The sequence below is a fragment of the Burkholderia sp. BCC1993 genome, from assembly GCF_905339865.1.
Taxonomy (GTDB): Bacteria; Pseudomonadota; Gammaproteobacteria; order Burkholderiales; family Burkholderiaceae; genus Burkholderia.
In genome coordinates, this window is sequence record NZ_CAJPGZ010000017.1 from 35,304 (window position 1) to 55,571 (window position 20,268).

Below are 20,268 nucleotides of genomic sequence, written 5' to 3' on the forward strand. Positions count from 1 at the left end.
GCGCGCCCAGCCACAAAATCAGGCCAAAACAAAAAGCCCGCTATGCGTCGGCATCAGCGGGCTTCGGTGCGGTACGACAGCGATCGACTCGGGCCGGCTGCCGCCGGCCTTCGCTTTAGCTGTTTTGGGAAGTCGCCCCGCGTCCGCAAGCTGAATCAAATCGACGCAAGGCCACATCCTATCACGCTTCATCCGAAGCGTGCGCCGGCATCACTCGACCGACAGCTGCAGGTTCATCTGCGAACGCGCGGTGTCGCCTGCCGTGTCGCGATCGGCCTGCGACGCCGGTGCGAGACGCGCGCGCTCGATTGCATCGAGATACTCGGGCGTCACGGCACCGGTGATGTAGTTGCCGTCGAAGCACGACGCCTCGAAGCCCTCGAGCTTCGGGTTGATGTCGCGCACCGCACGGCGCAGGTCGTCGACGTCCTGATAGATCAGGTGGTCGGCACCGATGATCTTCGCGACTTCCTCGTCGGTGCGGCCGTGTGCAACCAGCTCGCCGCGCGTCGGCATGTCGATGCCGTACACGTTCGGGAACTTCACGGGCGGCGCCGCCGACGCGAAGATCACCGACTTCGCGCCCGCATCGCGCGCCATCTGCACGATTTCGTGCGAGGTCGTGCCGCGCACGATCGAGTCGTCGACGATCAGCACGTGCTTGTCCTTGAACTCGATGCTCATCGCATTGAGCTTCTGGCGCACCGACTTCTTGCGCACGGCCTGGCCCGGCATGATGAAGGTACGGCCGACGTAGCGGTTCTTGAAGAAGCCTTCGCGATACTCGACGCCGAGCTTCGCGGCGACCTGCATCGCAGCCGGACGCGACGAATCGGGAATCGGCATCACGACGTCGATCGGCACGTTCGGCAGCTCGCGCTTGATCTTCTCGGCGAGGTAGTCGCCCATGCGCAGGCGCACGTTGTAGACCGGCACGCCGTCGAGGCACGAATCCGGACGCGCGAGATACACGTATTCGAACATGCACGGATTCAGCGTCGGGTTCTCCGCGCACTGCTGGCTGTGGAAGTTGCCGGCCTTGTCGATGAAGATCGCTTCGCCCGGCTGCACGTCGCGCACGAATTCGAACCCGATGCCTTCGACCGCCACCGACTCCGACGTGACCATCCATTCGGTGCCGTGTTCGGTCTCGAGCTTGCCGATGCAGAGCGGGCGGATGCCGAACGGATCGCGGAACGCGAGCAGGCCGTAACCGGCGATCAGCGACACGATCGCGTACGAGCCCTGCAGGCGGCGATGCGCGCCGGCGACGGCCTTGAACACCGCGGCCGGATCGAGCTCGAGGCCCGTCGTCGACAGCTGCAGCTCGTGCGCGAGCACGTTGAGCAGCACTTCGCTGTCGGAGTTGGTATTGAGGTGCCGGCGGTCGATCCGGAACATCTCGTCCTTCAGCTGTTCCCAGTTCGTCAGGTTGCCGTTGTGCGCGAGGATGATCCCGAACGGCGCGTTCACGTAGAACGGCTGCGCCTCGGCTTCGTTCGACGCCGAGCCGGCCGTCGGATAGCGGACCTGGCCGATGCCGTAGGTGCCGGGCAGGCTGCGCATGTTGCGCGTGCGGAACACGTCGCGCACCATGCCGTTCGCCTTGTACATGTGGAAATTGCTGCCGTCCGCCGTCGCGATGCCCGCTGCGTCCTGACCGCGATGCTGCAGCAGCAGCAGGCTGTCATAGATCAGCTGATTGACGGGGGCTTGGGAGATAACACCTACGATGCCGCACATGGCATGTCCTTCAAGATGACAAAATCGGTTCCGTCCTGCCCGGCCGCGTCGTCACACGCGTACATACTGGGCCATGCCGTCGGGCAGGAGCTGCTTCAGCTCGTGTACGCCCTGTTCGGCGAAAGGACGCAATAGCGCATTGCGCCAGAAATCCTGTTTGGGCAATTCGGTCAGCCCGGCCGCCGCGACCAGCAGCACCACCAGCACGCAGCCGCGGACCAGCCCGAACATCATGCCCAGCGAGCGATCGACCCCGCCGAGGCCCGTCGCCTGCGCGATCCGCGACAACAGCGCGTTCGCGACACCCGCGACGAACACGACGCCGATCACGATCAGCGCGAACGCGATCACCCACTGCGTCAGCGCGCCGCCCGGCCAGTTCGCCGGGATATACGGCACGACCAGTCCGACATAGCGGGCGGCGATCGCGATCGCCGCGATCCAGCCGATCAGCCCGAAAATCTCGGAGACGAAACCGCGCCACGCGCCACGCAGCGCAGACAACGCGATCACCGCCAATACAGCGTAGTCGAAAGCCGTCAGCATCGCACGTTACTGCGTGAGTCCGGCTTCGCGCACCTTCGCGATCGCGGCGGACGCCGCCGCGCGATCCGCAAACGGGCCGGCACGCAGCTGGCTAGCCGTGCTGCCGTCCGCCTGCTTGCGATGCTCGACATATGCGGGCACGCCCGCCGATTTCAACTTGGTGGCCCACGAACGGGCCGTTGCGTCGTCCTTGAACGAGCCGAGCTGCACCGCGAAGCGCGCACCGGCCGGCGAGGCCGGCGACGATGCGTCGCCGCTGTCGGCCGCGGCGTCGGCGTTCGCGACCGCCGCGGGCGCCGGCTTCGGCGCGGCCGGCTTCGCCGCGGGTGCGGGCGCGGCCGCGGCCGGCTTCGCAGCGGGCTTCGGCGGCGTCACGCTCGCCGTGGCCGTCGAGGGTTCGGGCTTCGCGACCGGCTTGGCCGTATCCTTCTCCGCGGGTGCCGGAGCGGCCGCCACCGCGGCGTCGGAGGCCGGCGGCTCGTCGTGCGCGACGCCCGCCTGCACGTCGGACGCGTCGTCGTCGCGCGGCGCGACCGCCTGATGCGCGGGCCGGTTCGGAATGTCGATCGCGATGTCGTCCGTCACCGGCTTCGGGTGCGAATCGAGCACCATCGGCAACACGATCACCGCGGCGACGACGAGCGCGATCGCGCCGACGAGGCGCCGGCGGGCGCGTTGCTTTTCAGGAAGGGTCGGATCGAGGAGCAGCGCGTCCGATTCCGGACGCTCGGTGCGGCGCGTGCGCCGCTCGACGCGTTCAGTGCGCTCCGTGCGCACGTTCCGGGAGGCCCCGGTACGACCGCCGCGCCGCTGGGGCGCGTCGTCGTCTTTCTTGCCGAACGAGAAAATTCCCATGAATGGCTGAGTCCGAAACTGCCCTTCAGTCAGTGTTGCTGCGATTTCCGGTAGGCCATCACACCTGCCACCGTATGGAAACTGCCGAAAACCACGATTCTATCATTCTCGGATGCTCTTTTTAGTGCATCGCGAAACGCTTCGGCGGGCGACGCGAAGCGCGTCACGCTCGAATCGGCCCCGTCCTCCACGCCGGCCTTGCGCAGCGCGGCTTCGAGCTGCTCCGCGCTCGCCGCGCGCGGCAGCGGCAGGTCGGTCACGCACCAGTGGTCGATCTCGCCCTTCAGGTGCCGCAGCACGCCGTCGATGTCCTTGTCGTGCATCGCGCCGAACACCGCGTACGTGTACGGGAAGAAGCCCATGTTGCCGAGATTCTGCTCGAGCACGGCCGCCGCATGCGGGTTGTGCGCGACGTCCAGCACGATCGCCGGCTTGCCGGGCAGCACCTGGAAGCGCCCCGGCAGCTCGACGTTGGCGAGCCCGAGCCGGATGTCCTGCGCGGACACCGGCAGCAGCGGGCGCAGCGCCTCGAGCGCGGCCAGCGCGGCCGACGCATTGATCAGCTGGTTCGCACCGCGCAGCGCCGGATACGCGAGCGCCGGATAGCGCTTCTCGCGGCCGAGGTAGCTCCATTGCTGGCGCTCCGCGCCCGGCTGCGCTTCGTAGCGGAAATCGCGGCCGACCAGCCACAGGTCGGCGCCGATCGCTTCGGCATGCTCGACCAGCGTGTTCGGCACCGCGGGATCGCCGCAGATCGCCGGCTTGCCCGCGCGGAAGATCCCCGCCTTCTCGAACGCGATCTTCTCGCGCGTGTCGCCGAGGTATTCGGTATGGTCGATGTCGATGCTCGTGACGATCGCGCAATCGGCATCGATGATGTTGACCGCATCGAGCCGGCCGCCGAGGCCGACTTCGAGGATCACCGCATCGAGCCCGCGCGACGCGAACAGGTGCAGGATCGCGAGCGTCGTGAATTCGAAGTACGTGAGCGACACCGGCTCCGGCAGCGACGTGCGCGCCGCTTCGACGGCTTCGAAATGCGGCAGCAGCTCGGCGTCGCTGACCTGCTGGCCGTTCACGCGCGCACGCTCGCCGAATTCGAGCAGGTGCGGCGACGTGTGGCAGCCGACCTTGTAGCCCGCGTGCACGAGGATCGCCTCAAGGAACGCGCAGGTCGAACCCTTGCCGTTCGTGCCGCCGACCGTGATCACGGGGCACGTGAATTCGAGCTGCAGCGCCGCCTTGACCTGCCCGATGCGGGTGAGGCCCATGTCGATGCCGACCGGGTGCGCGCGTTCGAGATGCGAAAGCCACGCGTCGAGAGTGGGAAAAGTGCTCATCGGATCAAATCTGAATCGGTACCGCCACTACGCCAAAAAACGAAACGCGCCGCCCGGCGGTTCAGCCGGGCGACGCGCGCAGTTCACAACGCCGCGCCAATCAGGCCAGCGCGTCGGCCGGCTGTCGCTGCAGCAGCGCGAGCAGTTGCGCGATCTCATCGCGCATCTTGCGGCGGTCGACGATCATGTCGATCGCGCCCGTCTTCAGCAGGAATTCCGCGCGCTGGAAGCCTTCCGGCAGCTTTTCGCGCACCGTCTGCTCGATCACGCGCGGGCCGGCGAAGCCGATCAGCGCCTTCGGCTCGGCGATCACGACGTCGCCGAGGAACGCAAAGCTCGCCGACACGCCGCCCATCGTCGGGTCGGTCAGCACCGAGATGAACGGCAGCTTGGCTTCGGCCAGCTTCGTCAGCATCGCGGTGGTCTTGGCCATCTGCATCAGCGACAGCAGGCTTTCCTGCATCCGGGCGCCGCCCGAAGCGGTAAAGCAGATGAACGGCACCTGCTGTTCCAGCGCGTTCTGCGCGCCGCGTGCGAAGCGCTCGCCGACGACCGAACCCATCGAGCCGCCCATGAACGAGAACTCGAAGCAGGCCGCGACGACGGGCAGCGTGTGGATCGCACCACCCATCACGACCATCGCGTCGGTCTCGCCCGTTTCCTCCATCGCTTCCTTCAGACGATCGGGGTACTTGCGGCTGTCCTTGAACTTCAGCGAGTCGACCGGCACGATTTCCTGGCCGATTTCATAGCGGCCTTCCGGATCCAGCAGCCCGTCGAGGCGCTCGCGCGCGCCGATGCGCATGTGGTGATCGCACTTCGGGCACACGTGCAGGTTCGCGTCCACGTCGTTGCGGTACAGCACGGCCTCGCAGGACGGGCACTTGACCCACAGGCCTTCCGGAATGCCCTTGCGGCTTTTCGGGTCGGTCTGCTTGATCTTCGGCGGCAACAGTTTGTCGAGCCAGCTCATCGTATGGTTTCCTGTTCCGTGGCGGGGCGGGCCGGCCGGCCCGTTCCCGCTTCCTGTGTTGTGTTTATCGCGCCGTGTTGCCGGCGCCGTCCAGGGCGGCGCGCAGCTCGGCGATGAAAGTCTTCAGCGCGGCGGCGGCACCCTCCGGCGCGGCGCTCTCGAGCAGCTGCACCAGGCGGCTGCCGATCACGACGGCGTCCGACACTTCGGCCACCGCGCGCGCCGTTTCGGCGTCGCGGATGCCGAAGCCGACGCCCACCGGAACCGGCACGCGCGACTTGATGGCCGGGATTTTACCCGCAATGCTCGAAACATCCAGATTTCCGGCGCCGGTCACGCCCTTGAGCGACACGTAATACACGTAGCCGCTCGCGATCTTGCCCACGTCGGCAATGCGTTCGTCGGTCGACGTCGGCGCGAGCAGGAAGATCGGATCGATCTGCGCGGCACGCATTTTCTCGGCGAACACGCCCGCTTCCTCGGGCGGATAGTCGACGACGAGCACGCCGTCGACGCCGGCCGCCTGCGCTTCGGCCGCGAACGTATCGACGCCCATCCGCTCGATCGGGTTCGCATAGCCCATCAGCACGACGGGGGTTTTCGGGTCGGTCTCGCGGAAGCGCTTCACGTCGGCGAGCACGCTCTTCAGCGTGACGCCGCGCGCGAGCGCGCGTTCCGACGAGCGCTGGATCACGGGACCGTCGGCCATCGGGTCCGAGAACGGCACGCCGAGCTCGATCACGTCGGCGCCGCCCTCGGCGAGCGCGTGCATGAATTCGACGGTCTTCGCGGGATCGGGGTCGCCGGCCGTGATGAACGGGATCAGGCCCTTGCGGCCTTGTTCGGCGAGTGCGGCGAAGGTCTGCTGGATACGGGAGGACATGGCAATTTTCCTTGATGCGATCGGCGACTCGGCGGCGCGACTCACGCGCACGCCGGCGCGGCGAGCGCGTTCACGCGCTCATGCGCGATCGCGCAATAACTTTCGTTGATCTCGTAGCCGACGAAGTCGCGCCCCTGCCGTGCGCAGGCCACCGCGGTCGTGCCGCTGCCCATGAACGGATCGAGCACGCGGCCGCCCGGCGGGCAGCTTGCGAGCACCATCCGCTCGATGATTTCCAGCGGCTTCTGGGTCGGATGATCGACGCGCTCCGCGTGCTGCCGATGCAGGCGCGAGACCGACCAGACGTCCTTCGGGTTGTAGCCCATCTCCAGCCACTTGCTGCCTTCGAACAGCTTGCGCGAGCGGGCCTTCTTCGTGTCGGCGTCGTACGGGATGCGGACCGGATCGAGATCGAAGTAATACGCTTTGGAAACCGCGAAAAAGCCGATGTTGTCGTGCACCGACGTGAAACGGCGCGTCGTGCCGCCCATGCTCGGCACGCGCCGGTCCCAGATGATCTCGTTGACCATCGTGAGCCTCGTCTTCAGGAAGCTGAAGATTTCCGGCGCGTACTGCCACGTGCAGAAGATGTACATCGACCCGCTCGGCTTCAGCTTCGGAATCGCGAGCTCGAGCCACTCGCGCGTCCACGCGAGGAAATCGTCGCCCGAACGCTTGTCCGAGTCGTTGCCGTAGTCCTTGCCGAGCCCGTAGGGCGGATCGGCGACGATCAGGTCGATCGACGCATCCGGCAGGCGCGCGGCTTCGGTCATGAAATCGCGGTTGTGCAGCTCGATCCCGGACGGCCGTGCGCGCGGCACCGCGACGACGGGCTGCACCGCCTCCGCTTCGCTCGCGGCGCCGCCGCCCGGTTGTTCGATCAGGTCACGCATCGGTCGGGGTCAGAGTGCGATGCCCGATCGCTCGGCGACCGTGTGCATGTCCTTGTCGCCGCGGCCCGACAGGTTGACGAGCAGGATCTTGTCCTTCGGCAACGTCGGCGCGAGCTTCACGCCGTACGCGATCGCGTGGCTCGACTCGAGCGCGGGGATGATCCCCTCGATCCGGCAGCAGTCGTGGAACGCCTTCAGCGCTTCCTCGTCGGTGATCGGCACGTACTGCGCGCGGCCGCTGTCCTTCAGCCATGCGTGCTCGGGGCCGACGCCCGGATAGTCAAGGCCGGCCGACACCGAATGCGTCTCGATGATCTGGCCGTTGTCGTCCTGCAGCAGGTACGTGCGGTTGCCGTGCAGCACGCCGGGGCTGCCGGCGATCAGCGACGCCGCGTGACGGCCGGTGTCGAGGCCGTCGCCGGCCGCTTCGACGCCGATCAGCTGCACGGAAGCATCGTCGATGTACGGATAGAAGATGCCCATCGCGTTCGAGCCGCCGCCGACGCACGCAATCACCGCATCCGGCTGCCGGCCGGCGAGTTCCGGCATCTGCACCTTGCACTCGTCGCCGATCACGCGCTGGAAGTCGCGCACCATCGCCGGATACGGATGCGGGCCCGCGACCGTGCCGATGATGTAGAACGTGCTTTCGATGTTCGTGACCCAGTCGCGCATCGCTTCGTTCAGCGCGTCCTTCAGCGTGCGCGAACCCGATTCGACCGGCACGACCGTCGCACCGAGCAGCTTCATCCGGTAGACGTTCGCGGCCTGGCGGCGCACGTCCTCGGCGCCCATGTAGACGATGCACTCCATGCCGAAGCGCGCGCAGATCGTCGCCGTAGCGACACCGTGCTGGCCGGCACCGGTCTCGGCGATCACGCGCTTCTTGCCCATCCGCTTCGCGAGCAGCGCCTGGCCGATCACGTTGTTGATCTTGTGCGCACCGGTGTGGTTCAGGTCCTCGCGCTTCAGGTAGATCTGCGCGCCGCCGAGCGTCTCGCTCCAGCGCTGCGCGTGATAGATCGGCGACGGACGGCCGACGAAGTACTTCAGTTCGCGCTCGTATTCGGCGACGAAATCGGGGTCGTTCCGGAATTTGTCATACGCCGCGCGCAGTTCGTCCAGCGCGTGAATCAGCGTTTCGGCGACGAACACGCCGCCATACGGGCCGAAGTGGCCGCGATCATCAGGAAGGTTGTACATGGTGTCACTCTCGATCGGTCGGTGCGCCCCGCTTTCGGGGCCGCACCGCTTGCATCACCGGGCGTCCGCTTCGCGCACCGCGCGTACGAACGCCGCCATCCGGGCGTGATCCTTCACGCCCTTTGCGCCCTCCACTTCGATGCCACTCGAGACATCGACAGCAAACGGACGCAACTGGCGGATCGCATCACCGACGTTTTGCGCGCTCAAGCCACCACTCAAAACGGCCCGATGCACGAGCTCTGCGGGAATAAGAGACCAATCGAAGACCTTGCCGCTACCGCCGTAGTCCGGCACCAGGGTGTCGAACAGGAGGCCGCGCGCTTTCGAATAATGAAGAGCCGATTCTACCAAATCGGCCGGCTGCGTCGAGGGGCCGACGCGCACCGCGCGCAACCACGGCAGTCGCGCCGCGCGGCCGAGGGCGTCGCACTGCTCGGGCGTCTCGTCGCCGTGGAATTGCAGCACCGTGAGCGGCACGTCGCGCACCACCGCCTCGATCTCGGCTTCGGTCGCGTTCACGAACAGCCCGACCACCGATACGAACGGCGGCGCGAGGCTTGCGAGCTCGGCGGCCTGCGCGATCGACACCGCGCGCGGGCTCTTCGGATAGAACACGAGACCGATCGCATCGGCGCCGAGCGCGGCGGCATGCAGCACGTCCTCGGGGCGCGACAGTCCGCACAGCTTGATGCGCGTGCGCGGCGCGAGGCCAGCCGCGGCGGAGGTCGAAGAAGACACGGCGTGATCCGTCATGGTTGTGGGTCCAGGTCGGCCCAGACGCTGCTCCACGGCACGCTGCCGAGCTGCGCGGGCGGGACGGCGAATTCCGCCGGGTAGCCGACATGGGCGAGGTACAGCCCGTCGGCCATGAACGTGGGCGCCGCGAGATTGCGATCGCGCCCGGCCAGCACGTCGGCGAGCCAGTCGGCCGGATAGCGGCCGCGCCCCACCGCGACGAGGCAGCCCATCAGGTTGCGCACCATGTGGTGCAGGAACGCGTTCGCGCGGAAGCGGAAATGAATGAAGTGGCCCGCGCGCCGCACGTCGATCTGGTACAGGTGTTTGACCGGCGTCTTCGACTGGCATTCCGACGACCGGAACGACGAGAAGTCGTGCTCGCCGATCAGATGCGCGGCGGCCGCGCGCATCGCGTCGTCGTCGAGCGGCGTGTGGATCCAGCCCGAGCGGCCGGCCAGCATCGGCGAGCGCACGGGATGCACGTACAGCGCATAGTAGTACGTGCGTTCGAACGCCGAGAAACGCGCGTGGAACGTGTCCGGCATCGGCTTCGCCCACTGAACGGACACGGTCGGCGGCAGAAATGCGTTGGTGCCGCGCACCCACGAGAAATCCGTGCGATCGAGCGCCGTGTCGAAATGCACGACCTGTCCGAGCCCGTGCACGCCCGTGTCGGTCCGCCCCGCGACCGTCGTGTGCAGCGGCACGCACGCGAATGCGCCGAGTGCGCGCTCGAGCGCATCCTGCACCGTCTTGCCGTGCGGCTGCGCCTGCCAGCCGCAGAACGCGGCGCCGTCGTACTGAATCCCGAGCGCGATCCGCATCACGCCTCTTCCGCGAGTTTCGCGAGCAGCGCACGCGCATCGTCGCGCGTTGCGGCGTCGTTCGCGTCGACCACTTCCTGCAGCAGCGTGCGCGCGCCGGACAGGTCGCCCAGCTCCACGTACTCCGACGCGAGATCCAGCTTGTTGCGGGCGATGCGGGCGAGTTCTTCCGGCGTCAGCGCGGGCAGCACGGCACCCGGCGCGGACGGCAGGTCGAGATCGAAATCCAGCTTCAGCGCGCCGAACTGCGCGACGCCGAGCGGCGGCAGCGACGACGGCGCGGCGGCACCGCCCGTGTGAGGCGCAGGCGTTGCCGCATCCGGATCCCAGTCGAACTCGTCGTCCTGGTCGGCCGGATGTTCCGGGGACGGATCAGTCGCGCCGACTGGCAAGTGCGCGGCGGACTGACCGTTAGTTGCGATTCGCTCGCCTTCGGCTTGCCCTTCCCGTGCGGACGGCTCATCGGCCGTACGCGGCGGCAGCGGCATGTCGAGGCTGTTGAGCGCGCTGATCGCGTTCTGCATCAACGCTGCGTGCTGCACGTCGTTCACCGCGGGTGCGGCGGGCGTGACGAGCGGCTCGTCCGCGGCCGGTTCCGCGACAGGCTTCTCGTCGTGCGGGGCCGGCGTTGCGTCGCTGTCGGGTGCGACATGCGCGGACGATGCTTCCGCCTGAACGTCGTGCGGCTGCGCCGTTTCCGACGGCGGCGGGAATTCGGGTTCGTGCGTCTCGAACGTCTCCGCCGCTGCGGCGGCGGCCGTGACCAGACTCACATCGGCGGCCGCGTCGCGGGCCAACGGCGTCTCGGGGAGAATTGGCGACACTGGCTCGGTGGGTGCGACAGGCGACGACGATGCACCGCCGTCGGTCACAGCCGTCCCGCCGGATGCCGGAGCGGACTCGTCGGTCGGCCGCGCTTTCCGGCGCTTGCGCCACGCAAAACCGGCCGCCAGCACGACCACGGCGGCGCCGGCCGCTGCGGCCGGACGCCAGTCGATCTGTTCCGAACCGCGTGCAGGCGCGGCGGTTGCCGCCGGCACTGCCGGCTGAACAATCGCCGATGCCGGCTGCACCGCACTCGCGGCCACGCCGGACGCCGCTTCGCTCGCAGCCGACGACGACGCGGCAGCTGACGCCGCCGCATCATTCGTGCCGTTTGCGCCGTTCGCGCCATTCGTAGCGGGACGCGGCGCAGCGGGCGCCGGCGCCGGTGCGACGTTGTTCGTCGCGGCGGGCTTCCCGATTCCGTGCTTCTGCAGTTCCATCAGCACGCGGTTCTTCAGCGCGAGCAATTGCTGCAGGCTCGACGGCCGCGGCTCCGACGCACCCGCGACGGGCGCTGCCGCGGACAGTTCGTGCATCCCTTGAGCCGCCCCACCCGGTCCGGACTGCATCACGGCTTCGCTGGCGGACGACGGTGCGGACTGGATCGCGCCGTTCCACACGTGCGGCCCGCTTGCGCCAGCCGCCGCCGCTGCCGACTGGACGGATTCGACCGTCAACGCGCCGTGCGCGGCGGACGCGCCGCTCGAAGCCGACGCGCCTGCCGCTGCCCCGGCTGCAACCGTCACGCTCGCCCCGCTGACCGGCGCCGTATGCGCGGCCGATGCGGCCCGCGCGGTTTGCACGGCCGACCCCGGATGCGGCGCGGACGCGCCATGCTGCGCGACCGCCGCCGTGCCCGACGCGGCAACCGGCGCGGACGCAGCCGACGCCGCCGACGCAGCAGCCGGCACGAGCGCCGCGCCGGTCGCATCGAGCGCCGGCACCGTCAGCGTCGCACCGACTTTCAGGCGGCTCGGATCGTGCTTCATGAACGCCTGCGGATTGGCGTCGAACAGCGCGCGGCCGGCGCGCGCGAGCACGCCCGGATCGTGCGATTGCGTCGCGGCTTTCGCGAGGTCGTTCAACGACTGGCCCGGCTGGACCGTCACGTTGAGCGGCGCGGCACCGTCGGCGGCGGACGCCGGCAGCTCGCCGGCACCGGCCGCCCAGGCCGAAGCGGCCGCGCCGAGCGCCAGGATCGCCAGCGCGCCACGCACGGCGCGCGCCAGACGGGACTGACGCGGAAACAAGGAAATTCGGGACATCGTAGGCTCTATCGCCGCGCGCGGGCGCGGCTCGAATTCGCGTAGGAAAGCGTCAATAAAGTCGCCGCAGAAATGCAAAAGCGTCGCGCAGAACGCGACGCTTTCGGCGGCTCTGCGCGTCGTAACCGCATAGTTTACTTCACACGATCGCGTTCCGGCCGAATTCGTCGCCTGCGGATGCGGCCGTCCGCGCCTGCGCCGCGACCAGCGGTCGACCGCATCGGGCCGTCGGTGCGCGAATCGCGCGATGGCCTCGCCGATCCCGGTATTGAATCGCACGCGCCGGTTTTATCAAAAAAGGATCATCAATCGATGAAAATCCGGACGACAGCATCGGGGCCGGAACGAATTCAGCCCCTTATACTTGGCGTCGCATCAATTCCTCGTGCCAAAGGACTGCGATGCAGGAAAAGCCCCGGCCGCGCGAGCGGTTCGGGGCTTTCGCGCAATCGACGGTCCGCGCTGCACATCGCGCAGCGCGGACCGCCCGCACAAGATCTGACGCCGAACAATAAAAAACGCCTGCCGCCCCGCGAAGGGCTGGCAGGCGTTTCGCGTCACGCGCGCACTGCGCGCGGCGCGGCGCGACTTACTTGTCGAGCAGGATGCGCAGCATGCGGCGCAGCGGCTCGGCCGCGCCCCACAGCAGCTGGTCGCCGACCGTGAACGCCGACAGGTATTCGCCGCCCATCGCGAGCTTGCGCAGGCGACCGACCGGCACCGTCAGCGTGCCGGTGATCTTCGCCGGCGACAGGTCGCGCATCGATGCTTCGCGCTCGTTCGGCACGACCTTCACCCAGTCGTTCGCCGAAGCGAGGATGCCGTTGATTTCGTCGAGCGGGACGTCCTTCTTCAGCTTGATCGTCAGCGCCTGCGAGTGGCAGCGCATCGCGCCGATCCGCACGCACAGGCCGTCGACCGGGATCGAGCCCGGCTCGCCCATGGCCGGCTTGCCGAGGATCTTGTTGGTTTCCGCGCCGCCCTTCCACTCTTCCTTCGACATCCCGTTGCCGAGATCCTTGTCGATCCACGGGATCAGCGAGCCGGCGAGCGGCACGCCGAAGTGACTCGTCGGCATCGCATCGCTGTTCATCGTCGCGAGCACGCGACGGTCGATGTCGAGAATCGCGGAAGCCGGATCGGCGAGTTGTTCCTGCACCGAACCGTGCAGCGTGCCCATCTGCGACAGCAGTTCACGCATGTTCTGCGCGCCCGCGCCCGATGCGGCCTGGTAGGTCATCGCCGTCATCCAGTCGACGAGGTTCTCGCGGAACAGGCCGCCGAGCGCCATCAGCATCAGGCTGACCGTGCAGTTGCCGCCGACGAAGTTCTTCGTGCCCTTGACGAGCGCGTCCTTGATCACGTCGAGGTTGACCGGATCGAGGATGATGACCGCGTCGTCATTCATCCGCAGCGACGAGGCCGCGTCGATCCAGTAGCCGTTCCAGCCGGCCGCGCGCAGCTTCGGGAACACGTCGTTCGTGTAGTCGCCGCCCTGGCACGTGATGATCACGTCGCACTTCTTCAGCTCGTCGACGTTGGTCGCGTCCTTGAGCGTGGTCTCGTTTTTCGCGAACGACGGCGCCTTGCCGCCCGTGTTGCTGGTGCTGAAAAACACCGGTTCGATCAGGTCGAAATCACCTTCTTCCTGCATGCGCTGCATCAGCACGCTGCCGACCATGCCGCGCCAACCTACGAGACCTACGTTCATGACTAACCCTTTGCTTGAATGGAGCTTCCCCGCCATTTCCGTCCCCGCGTGACCGCGCGGGGAAACAGGCGGGCACGACGGCGATCAGCGTTTAATGATCGTTTTCGTGGTAATGGTTTTCGTGATGACGATGGCGCGCGTACCCACACGGGCAGTGTTGCCGTGGAGTTTCAGGACCGGGGAGATCAGGGAAATCAGCGCCATCGTTCGAGTCTACACAAAGCCGGTTGGCCGCACAACGGCCAACCGCACGCGAACCGGCCGATTTCGCGGCCCGTTCGCGCCCTTTTCTACAATCAACTGCCCTTAACTGCCTGACTGCATTGCCGCGCGCGTTACAGCGCGGCGACCACCGCGTCACCCATCGCCGCCGTGCCGACCTGCTGGCAGCCCGGCGTCGCGATGTCACCCGTGCGATAGCCTTGTTCGAGCACCGTTTTCACAGCGCGCTCGATGCGATCGGCCTGCTCCGCGCGATTCAGCGAGTAGCGCAGCAGCATCGCAGCCGACAGGATCGTCGCCAGCGGATTCGCGATGCCCTTGCCCGCGATGTCCGGCGCCGAACCGTGCGACGGCTCGTACAGACCCTTGTTGTTCTTGTCGAGCGACGCCGACGGCAGCATGCCGATCGAGCCCGTCAGCATCGACGCTTCATCCGACAGGATGTCGCCGAACATGTTGCCGGTCACGATCACGTCGAACTGCTTCGGCGCCTTCGCGAGCTGCATCGCCGCGTTGTCGACGTACATGTGCGACAGCTCGACGTCCGCGTATTCCTTCGACACGTCGATCATGATGTCGCGCCAGAACTGCGACGTCTCCAGCACGTTCGACTTGTCGACCGACAGCAGCTTCTTCGCGCGCTTTTGCGCGGCCTGGAACGCGACGTGCGCGATGCGGCGCACTTCCGGTTCCGAATAGCGCATCGTGTCGAAGCCCTCGCGCGCGCCGGCGAACGGGCCGTCCGGCGCTGCGCGCACGCCGCGCGGCTGGCCGAAGTAGATGTCGCCGTTCAGTTCGCGCACGATCAGGATGTCGAGGCCCGCGACCAGCTCCGGCTTCAGCGGCGACGCGTCGACGAGTTGCGGATAGCAGATCGCCGGGCGGAAGTTCGCGAACAGCTCGAGATGCTTGCGCAGCCCGAGGATCGCCTGCTCGGGGCGCAGCGCGCGCTCGAGCGAGTCGTACTTCCAGTCGCCGACCGCGCCGAACAGAATCGCGTCCGCTTCCTTCGCGAGTTTCAGCGTCGCGTCCGGCAGCGGATGACCGCTCGCCTCGTAGCCCGCGCCGCCGACCGGCGCGTGTTCGAGTTCGAACTTCTCGTCGAGGGCGTTCAGCACCTTGACCGCTTCGTTGACGATTTCCGGACCGATGCCGTCGCCGGGCAGCACTGCAATCTTCATGCGTTATTCCTGACTGGATAGGTATGGGTGGCAGGTCGGCGAGCGCGCGTCATGCGCGCCCGCCCGGAGGCAATCTCAGCCGACCAGCTTGTTGTTGAGCCACGGCTGCTTCGCGAGCCGCTCGGCTTCGAACTGGCGGATTTTGTCCGCGTGACGCAGCGTCAGGCCGATGTCGTCGAAACCGTTCAGCAGGCAATACTTGCGGAACGCGGTGATGTCGAACGCATACTCGCGGCCGTCGCCCGTGCGCACGACCTGCGCATCGAGGTCGACCGTGAGCTGATAGCCGTTGAACGCGTACGTGTCGTTGAACAGGTGATCGACCTGCTGCTCGGTCAGCACGATCGGCAGCAGCCCGTTCTTGTAGCAGTTGTTGAAGAAGATGTCGGCGAAGCTCGGCGCGATGATCGCGCGGAAGCCGTACTGCTGCAGCGCCCACGGCGCGTGCTCGCGCGAGCTGCCGCAGCCGAAGTTCTTGCGCGCGAGCAGCACGGATGCGCCCTGATAGCGCGGCTGGTTCAGCACGAAGTCCGGGTTCAGCGGGCGCTTCGAGTTGTCCTGGCCCGGCTCGCCGTGGTCGAGGTAACGCCATTCGTCGAACGCGTTCGGACCGAAGCCCGTGCGCTTGATCGACTTCAGGAACTGCTTCGGGATGATCGCGTCGGTGTCGACGTTCTCGCGATCGAGCGGCGCCACGACGCCGGTATGTACAGTGAATTTTTCCATGATCCGTCTATCCGGTTGAAGGGCCGGCAGTCAGCCGGCGCACATCGACAAATTCTCGGCGGGCGTCAGTCCGCGGCGCGCTGCAGCGCATTGCCGGCGGCGTTGACGTCCTGGCCGAAGCCTCGGACGGTATTGCAGCCCGCGAGGCCGAAGCCCAGCCCCGCGAGCGCCAGCGCGGCCACCAGCCGCGCGATGAGCTTCGATGCCGTCACGCGTTACCCCAGCTGGCGAATGTCGACGAAATGGCCTTCGATCGCCGCCGCCGCCGCCATCGCGGGGCTCACCAGGTGCGTGCGACCGCCCGCGCCCTGCCGGCCTTCGAAGTTGCGGTTCGACGTCGACGCGCAGCGCTCGCCCGGATCGAGCCGGTCGGCGTTCATCGCGAGGCACATCGAGCAGCCCGGCTCGCGCCATTCGAAGCCCGCATCCGTGAACACCTTGTCGAGGCCTTCGCGCTCGGCCTGCGCCTTCACGAGGCCCGAGCCCGGCACGACCATCGCGAGCCGCACGTTCGATGCGACGCGACGGTTCAGCTTCTTCACGACGTAGGCGGCCGCGCGGATGTCCTCGATGCGCGCGTTCGTGCACGAACCGATGAAGATCTTGTCGACCTTGATCGACTCGATCGGCGTGTTCGGCTCGAGCGCCATGTAGGCCAGCGCGCGCTCCATCGCGTCGCGCTTGACCGGATCCTTCTCGCGCTCGGGGTCCGGCACGCGACCGTCGATCGACGTGACCATTTCCGGCGACGTGCCCCACGTGACCTGCGGGACGATCTCGGCCGCGTTCAGCTCGACGACGCGGTCGAACTGCGCGCCTTCGTCGGACTTGAATTCGCGCCAGTACTCGACGGCCTGGTTCCATTCCGCGCCGGTCGGCACGAACGGACGGCCCTTCAAATAATCGATCGTCGTATCGTCGACGGCGACCATGCCCGCGCGCGCGCCGGCTTCGATCGCCATGTTGCAGACGGTCATCCGGCCTTCCATCGTCAGCGCGCGGATCGTCGAGCCGCCGAATTCGATCGCGTAGCCCGTGCCGCCGGCCGTGCCGATCTTGCCGATGATCGCGAGCACGATGTCCTTCGCGGTACAGCCGCGCGGCAGCGCACCCTCGACCTTCACGAGCATGTTCTTGCTCTTTTTCTGCAGCAAGGTTTGCGTCGCGAGCACGTGCTCGACTTCCGACGTGCCGATGCCGTGTGCGAGCGCGCCGAACGCGCCGTGCGTCGACGTGTGCGAGTCGCCGCAGACGATCGTCATGCCCGGCAGCGTCGCGCCCTGCTCCGGCCCGATGATGTGCACGATGCCCTGACGCACGTCGTTCATCTTGAACTGCGTGATGCCGAACGCATCGCAGTTCGCGTCGAGCGTGTCGACCTGCAGCTTCGAGACCGGATCGGCGATGCCGTGGCTGCGATCCGTGGTCGGGACGTTGTGGTCCGACACGGCCAGGTTCGCGCTGATGCGCCACACCGGGCGGTGCGCGACGTTCAGCCCTTCGAACGCCTGCGGGCTCGTGACTTCGTGCAGCAGCTGACGGTCGATATAGAGCAGGGTCGTGCCGTCTTCCTCAGTGTGGACCACGTGGGTGTTCCACAGTTTGTCGTAGAGAGTCTGTGCCATGGGTATGCGGGGTCGTTGTGACTACAAGCCTTGCGGATGCGGTCGATTATGCCACGCAGAACGCGCCGCGGCGCAGGCTCGGCGCGAAAAAACCCATTAAAAACAGTGGTTTGGCTGGTAGTGCCAATACCTGTATCGGCATTACCCGGCAAAACGGGGCACGCGCGATCCGGCGGACGACGATCGCGCCGACGCGTCGCCCGGATCTCACGCCGCGCCCCACGGCCGGCGGTGTCAGCCGTTCGGGTACTCGCGGTTGATCAGGTCGAGCCGCAACATCGCGAGTTGCATGCCGGCGTTGCTCAGCAGGTAGAGGTCGCGCCGCCGCATCGCCGCCATCTGCGCGGACGTGTCGTAGAGCGACGGCAGCGTGAAGCCTGCCGGCACCGCGGCCTGCATCCCCGCCGCATTCGACACGCGCACGGCGAGCGACGCCTGATCCCGATGCGTGACGATGCCGACCTTGCCGAGCGCCGCGGCCGAGCCGGCCTGTTTGACGATTGCGGCGACGACGCCGTCGGGGGTCGGGATCGGGCTACCGGCCGCCAGGGCAGGTGTCGCAATCGACGTCACGCCGGCCGTCAGGCCGTATTTCGACGCGAGCACGCCGGCGATGTCCTGCTGCGCGAAGATCGGTGCCGCGACCTTCTGCCGAAGCTGGAACACGGCGTCGGCAATCGCCTCGTTGACGGGGCCCGGTACGGGTGCAGCGGCCGATGCCCCGGCGCGGTTGCCGAAACTGAACGCGGCGATCGTGTTGATGGAAGCCGCGGCGACGGTCGGCGGCGTCCATGAGAAAAACGTGTCGAGCAGATAACCGGTTTCGTCGGTGGCGGTCGCGCGATCGTTCAGTTCGTTCGTCAGCTTGCCGAGCATCTGGCGCTGCAGTTCGGCATCGCTGGTGGGCGCGTCGCTCGCGAACACGGTGGTGGCGGCCGCGCACGATGCGGCGAGGACGGAGGTGGAAGCGAGGAAATGGCGGCGGGTCGTCATGGTCATGAGATTCGAGTGGAGAGCGGCAGGCGTCAGCCCTTCGGAAACGCCTGCATCGTCGCGGCGATCGCGCGGGTCAGCATCTGCGCATACATGTCGTGCACGAGGTAGAGGCTGCGATTGCGCGTCCACGGCTGGCCCGATTGCGGGTCGTACACGGTCGGGAGCGGCACCTCGGCGACGGCGGCCGCCTTCATGCCGGCCTGCTGCGAGGTCTGGATGCAGCGCTTCGCATGGTCGCGATGGCCGACCACGGCGACGGTACCCATCGCAGCCGCGCCGCCCGCGCGCGTAACCGCCTCGGCCGCGACGCCGGCCGTACTCAGGTACACGATCGTGCCGTCGCTCGCGATCACCGGTTCGACCGACGACAGCACGTCGGCGCCCATCCCGTATTTCGACACGAGAAAGCGCGCGATTTCCCACTGCGCGTAGACCTTGACCGACTTCAGCTGGCGGATGCGGTACACGGCGTCCGCGAGCGCTTCGTTGACAGGCCCCGGATCGGGCAGCGCGGACTGGTTGCCGCCCGTGCTCGACGTGTTGCCGCTCGCGGCATTTGGACGATTGCCGAAGCTGTACGCGACGATCGCGCCGATCTGTGCGGCCGGGACCGTCGGCAGGGCCCATGTGAAGCCGACATCGGTCAGCGCGGGCATGATCGCGTCGACCGTCGCCGCATCGCCAAGCTGTGCGTTCAGCTTCGCGGACATCTGCGTGGCCAGCGCCGCATCGGTGAGCGGCGCCGATGCGACGTCGTCGCCACCGCATGCGCTCAACAGCGGCGCCGCTGCGATGCCGGGTGCGGCGGCAAGGAATTTTCTGCGTGAAGCAGTCGATGCATTCGAATTCATAAGAAATGCGAAACAATGCGAATCGCACGCGGCGGCATGGCGCGGCGGTGCAAATCGCGGGGTCACGGGAAACGGCAATCGGGCGAATCGCGACGATCGGCGATGGGCGGCAGCGTCGAAGCGTGAACCGCAGCACGACGCTCCGTCGATTGACGATGCGCGATCGTAGTGCGCGTTTATTAAATTGCGGTGAAGCTGTCGCACGAATGCCGACGATCGCCGCGCCGTTTCACTGGCGGACAGATTCGTTTCATCGGTGGTGAGATCGTGCCGCCGCCGTTTCATCGATGGCGCGCGACGCGATTCGCAGGCAGGGTCGCGCGCCGCAGGTCGATCTGCGGGTTTCGCGCTACGATGGTGCGATCCGCACGCCCTCGTTCCCACGATCCGCAACCCAGAGCCCACGACGATGAAGCTCGGCATCAACGAATCACTCGCCCGCCTCGACGATGAAGGCACGCTGTTCACGACGCTGTTTCGCCACGGCACGCTCGACATCGAGCTGTACCGGCCGCGCGGCGAGGATCTGCAGACGCCGCACACGCGCGACGAGGTCTACGTGATCGCCGCCGGCACGTCGCGGTTCATCGTGGACGGGCGCGAATGCGGCGTCGCGGCCGGCGACGTGCTGTTCGTCCCCGCATTCGCGGCGCACCGCTTCGTCGGCTTCTCCGACGACTTCTCGGCCTGGGTGTTCTTCTACGGCCCGGAGGGCGGCGAAGGTGGAGAACGCGGCGCGTGAAGCCCGGCGGGCACCACACTTCCCGCACGATCTCCTAGACTGTCTATTCGCGCCGGGCGGCGCGCGGCCACCCTTCCCGCCATCACGATGCGGGCATCGACCGACGCATCGACCGGACAGGAG

At 67.3% G+C, this 20,268-nt stretch carries 20 protein-coding genes; 1 reads left to right on the top strand and 19 read right to left on the bottom strand.

Going from position 1 to position 20,268, the window contains the following annotated elements; genetic code table 11:
- Nucleotides 1-210: 210 nt before the first annotated feature.
- The 19 genes from purF to U4Y91_RS26805 all read right to left on the bottom strand — a co-directional run bounded on the left by purF (nucleotide 211) and on the right by U4Y91_RS26805 (nucleotide 19,403).
- Nucleotides 211-1,743, bottom strand: a complete 1,533-nt coding sequence (gene purF, locus U4Y91_RS26715) for an amidophosphoribosyltransferase (protein WP_321807612.1) — start codon at nucleotides 1,741-1,743, stop codon at nucleotides 211-213.
- Between the two features lie 51 nt (nucleotides 1,744-1,794).
- The gene (locus U4Y91_RS26720) at nucleotides 1,795-2,289 is read right to left on the bottom strand and encodes a CvpA family protein (RefSeq protein WP_044843823.1); all 495 of its coding nucleotides are present in this window, start codon (nucleotides 2,287-2,289) and stop codon (nucleotides 1,795-1,797) included.
- A 6-nt stretch (nucleotides 2,290-2,295) separates the two neighbouring features.
- Entirely contained in the window at nucleotides 2,296-3,144 is an 849-nt protein-coding gene (locus U4Y91_RS26725; protein ID WP_321807613.1) for an SPOR domain-containing protein, read from the bottom strand.
- A gap of 29 nt (nucleotides 3,145-3,173) precedes the next feature.
- On the bottom strand, nucleotides 3,174-4,484 hold the full coding sequence (gene folC, locus U4Y91_RS26730) for a bifunctional tetrahydrofolate synthase/dihydrofolate synthase (protein WP_321807614.1): 1,311 nt from the start codon (nucleotides 4,482-4,484) through the stop codon (nucleotides 3,174-3,176).
- 100 nt (nucleotides 4,485-4,584) lie between these two features.
- Nucleotides 4,585-5,457: an acetyl-CoA carboxylase, carboxyltransferase subunit beta gene (gene accD / locus U4Y91_RS26735; protein ID WP_321807615.1), complete on the bottom strand. Its 873-nt coding sequence runs from the start codon at nucleotides 5,455-5,457 to the stop codon at nucleotides 4,585-4,587.
- 64 nt (nucleotides 5,458-5,521) lie between these two features.
- On the bottom strand, nucleotides 5,522-6,340 hold the full coding sequence (gene trpA / locus U4Y91_RS26740; RefSeq protein ID WP_321807616.1) for a tryptophan synthase subunit alpha: 819 nt from the start codon (nucleotides 6,338-6,340) through the stop codon (nucleotides 5,522-5,524).
- Between the two features lie 41 nt (nucleotides 6,341-6,381).
- A complete protein-coding gene (locus tag U4Y91_RS26745; protein ID WP_321807617.1) occupies nucleotides 6,382-7,233 on the bottom strand; it encodes a site-specific DNA-methyltransferase in 852 nt (283 codons plus the stop codon).
- Between the two features lie 9 nt (nucleotides 7,234-7,242).
- A complete protein-coding gene (gene trpB / locus U4Y91_RS26750) occupies nucleotides 7,243-8,436 on the bottom strand; it encodes a tryptophan synthase subunit beta (protein WP_321807618.1) in 1,194 nt (397 codons plus the stop codon).
- A 54-nt stretch (nucleotides 8,437-8,490) separates the two neighbouring features.
- On the bottom strand, nucleotides 8,491-9,192 hold the full coding sequence (locus tag U4Y91_RS26755; RefSeq protein ID WP_321807619.1) for a phosphoribosylanthranilate isomerase: 702 nt from the start codon (nucleotides 9,190-9,192) through the stop codon (nucleotides 8,491-8,493).
- Nucleotides 9,189-10,001 (bottom strand): tRNA pseudouridine(38-40) synthase TruA, encoded by an 813-nt coding sequence (truA, locus tag U4Y91_RS26760; protein ID WP_321807620.1) that lies wholly within the window; start codon nucleotides 9,999-10,001, stop codon nucleotides 9,189-9,191. The genes U4Y91_RS26755 and truA overlap by 4 nt, the downstream gene beginning before the upstream one ends.
- A complete protein-coding gene (locus U4Y91_RS26765; RefSeq protein WP_321807621.1) occupies nucleotides 10,001-12,091 on the bottom strand; it encodes a FimV/HubP family polar landmark protein in 2,091 nt (696 codons plus the stop codon). The genes truA and U4Y91_RS26765 overlap by 1 nt, the downstream gene beginning before the upstream one ends.
- A gap of 589 nt (nucleotides 12,092-12,680) precedes the next feature.
- Nucleotides 12,681-13,802 (bottom strand): aspartate-semialdehyde dehydrogenase, encoded by a 1,122-nt coding sequence (gene asd / locus U4Y91_RS26770; protein WP_057923940.1) that lies wholly within the window; start codon nucleotides 13,800-13,802, stop codon nucleotides 12,681-12,683.
- Nucleotides 13,803-13,886: 84 nt separating this feature from the next.
- Nucleotides 13,887-14,006 carry a 3-isopropylmalate dehydrogenase gene (locus tag U4Y91_RS26775; protein WP_124628490.1) on the bottom strand — a complete coding sequence of 40 codons (120 nt, stop codon included), beginning with the start codon at nucleotides 14,004-14,006 and terminating at the stop codon, nucleotides 13,887-13,889.
- Between the two features lie 131 nt (nucleotides 14,007-14,137).
- Nucleotides 14,138-15,205 carry a 3-isopropylmalate dehydrogenase gene (gene leuB, locus U4Y91_RS26780; RefSeq protein WP_321807622.1) on the bottom strand — a complete coding sequence of 356 codons (1,068 nt, stop codon included), beginning with the start codon at nucleotides 15,203-15,205 and terminating at the stop codon, nucleotides 14,138-14,140.
- Between the two features lie 75 nt (nucleotides 15,206-15,280).
- Nucleotides 15,281-15,931: a 3-isopropylmalate dehydratase small subunit gene (gene leuD / locus U4Y91_RS26785; protein ID WP_321807623.1), complete on the bottom strand. Its 651-nt coding sequence runs from the start codon at nucleotides 15,929-15,931 to the stop codon at nucleotides 15,281-15,283.
- 65 nt (nucleotides 15,932-15,996) lie between these two features.
- Nucleotides 15,997-16,143 carry an entericidin A/B family lipoprotein gene (locus tag U4Y91_RS26790; protein WP_011658379.1) on the bottom strand — a complete coding sequence of 49 codons (147 nt, stop codon included), beginning with the start codon at nucleotides 16,141-16,143 and terminating at the stop codon, nucleotides 15,997-15,999.
- A 3-nt stretch (nucleotides 16,144-16,146) separates the two neighbouring features.
- Nucleotides 16,147-17,556 carry a 3-isopropylmalate dehydratase large subunit gene (leuC, locus tag U4Y91_RS26795; RefSeq protein ID WP_321807624.1) on the bottom strand — a complete coding sequence of 470 codons (1,410 nt, stop codon included), beginning with the start codon at nucleotides 17,554-17,556 and terminating at the stop codon, nucleotides 16,147-16,149.
- 234 nt (nucleotides 17,557-17,790) lie between these two features.
- Nucleotides 17,791-18,549, bottom strand: a complete 759-nt coding sequence (locus U4Y91_RS26800) for a Tat pathway signal protein (protein ID WP_321807742.1) — start codon at nucleotides 18,547-18,549, stop codon at nucleotides 17,791-17,793.
- 32 nt (nucleotides 18,550-18,581) lie between these two features.
- Nucleotides 18,582-19,403 carry a hypothetical protein gene (locus tag U4Y91_RS26805; protein WP_321807625.1) on the bottom strand — a complete coding sequence of 274 codons (822 nt, stop codon included), beginning with the start codon at nucleotides 19,401-19,403 and terminating at the stop codon, nucleotides 18,582-18,584.
- A gap of 409 nt (nucleotides 19,404-19,812) precedes the next feature.
- On the opposite strand from U4Y91_RS26805, the gene U4Y91_RS26810 reads away from it, so the two are divergent.
- Complete coding sequence (locus tag U4Y91_RS26810; RefSeq protein ID WP_321807626.1) at nucleotides 19,813-20,145, top strand: cupin domain-containing protein; 333 nt, start codon at nucleotides 19,813-19,815, stop codon at nucleotides 20,143-20,145.
- Nucleotides 20,146-20,268: the final 123 nt, after the last annotated feature.

Bases quoted from the DNA above. Each gene is read 5' to 3' on its own strand.
- U4Y91_RS26775 (WP_124628490.1), bottom strand. From the start codon at position 14,006: ATGGCGCTGATTTCCCTGATCTCCCCGGTCCTGAAACTCCACGGCAAC.
- asd (WP_057923940.1), bottom strand. From the start codon at position 13,802: ATGAACGTAGGTCTCGTAGGTTGGCGCGGCATGGTCGGCAGCGTGCTG.
- purF (WP_321807612.1), bottom strand. From the start codon at position 1,743: ATGTGCGGCATCGTAGGTGTTATCTCCCAAGCCCCCGTCAATCAGCTG.
- U4Y91_RS26800 (WP_321807742.1), bottom strand. From the start codon at position 18,549: ATGACGACCCGCCGCCATTTCCTCGCTTCCACCTCCGTCCTCGCCGCA.
- U4Y91_RS26725 (WP_321807613.1), bottom strand. From the start codon at position 3,144: ATGGGAATTTTCTCGTTCGGCAAGAAAGACGACGACGCGCCCCAGCGG.
- U4Y91_RS26765 (WP_321807621.1), bottom strand. From the start codon at position 12,091: ATGTCCCGAATTTCCTTGTTTCCGCGTCAGTCCCGTCTGGCGCGCGCC.
- trpB (WP_321807618.1), bottom strand. From the start codon at position 8,436: ATGTACAACCTTCCTGATGATCGCGGCCACTTCGGCCCGTATGGCGGC.
- truA (WP_321807620.1), bottom strand. From the start codon at position 10,001: ATGCGGATCGCGCTCGGGATTCAGTACGACGGCGCCGCGTTCTGCGGC.
- U4Y91_RS26720 (WP_044843823.1), bottom strand. From the start codon at position 2,289: ATGCTGACGGCTTTCGACTACGCTGTATTGGCGGTGATCGCGTTGTCT.
- leuC (WP_321807624.1), bottom strand. From the start codon at position 17,556: ATGGCACAGACTCTCTACGACAAACTGTGGAACACCCACGTGGTCCAC.
- folC (WP_321807614.1), bottom strand. From the start codon at position 4,484: ATGAGCACTTTTCCCACTCTCGACGCGTGGCTTTCGCATCTCGAACGC.
- accD (WP_321807615.1), bottom strand. From the start codon at position 5,457: ATGAGCTGGCTCGACAAACTGTTGCCGCCGAAGATCAAGCAGACCGAC.
- leuD (WP_321807623.1), bottom strand. From the start codon at position 15,931: ATGGAAAAATTCACTGTACATACCGGCGTCGTGGCGCCGCTCGATCGC.
- trpA (WP_321807616.1), bottom strand. From the start codon at position 6,340: ATGTCCTCCCGTATCCAGCAGACCTTCGCCGCACTCGCCGAACAAGGC.
- U4Y91_RS26810 (WP_321807626.1), top strand. From the start codon at position 19,813: ATGAAGCTCGGCATCAACGAATCACTCGCCCGCCTCGACGATGAAGGC.
- U4Y91_RS26745 (WP_321807617.1), bottom strand. From the start codon at position 7,233: ATGCGTGACCTGATCGAACAACCGGGCGGCGGCGCCGCGAGCGAAGCG.
- leuB (WP_321807622.1), bottom strand. From the start codon at position 15,205: ATGAAGATTGCAGTGCTGCCCGGCGACGGCATCGGTCCGGAAATCGTC.
- U4Y91_RS26755 (WP_321807619.1), bottom strand. From the start codon at position 9,192: ATGACGGATCACGCCGTGTCTTCTTCGACCTCCGCCGCGGCTGGCCTC.
- U4Y91_RS26805 (WP_321807625.1), bottom strand. From the start codon at position 19,403: ATGAATTCGAATGCATCGACTGCTTCACGCAGAAAATTCCTTGCCGCC.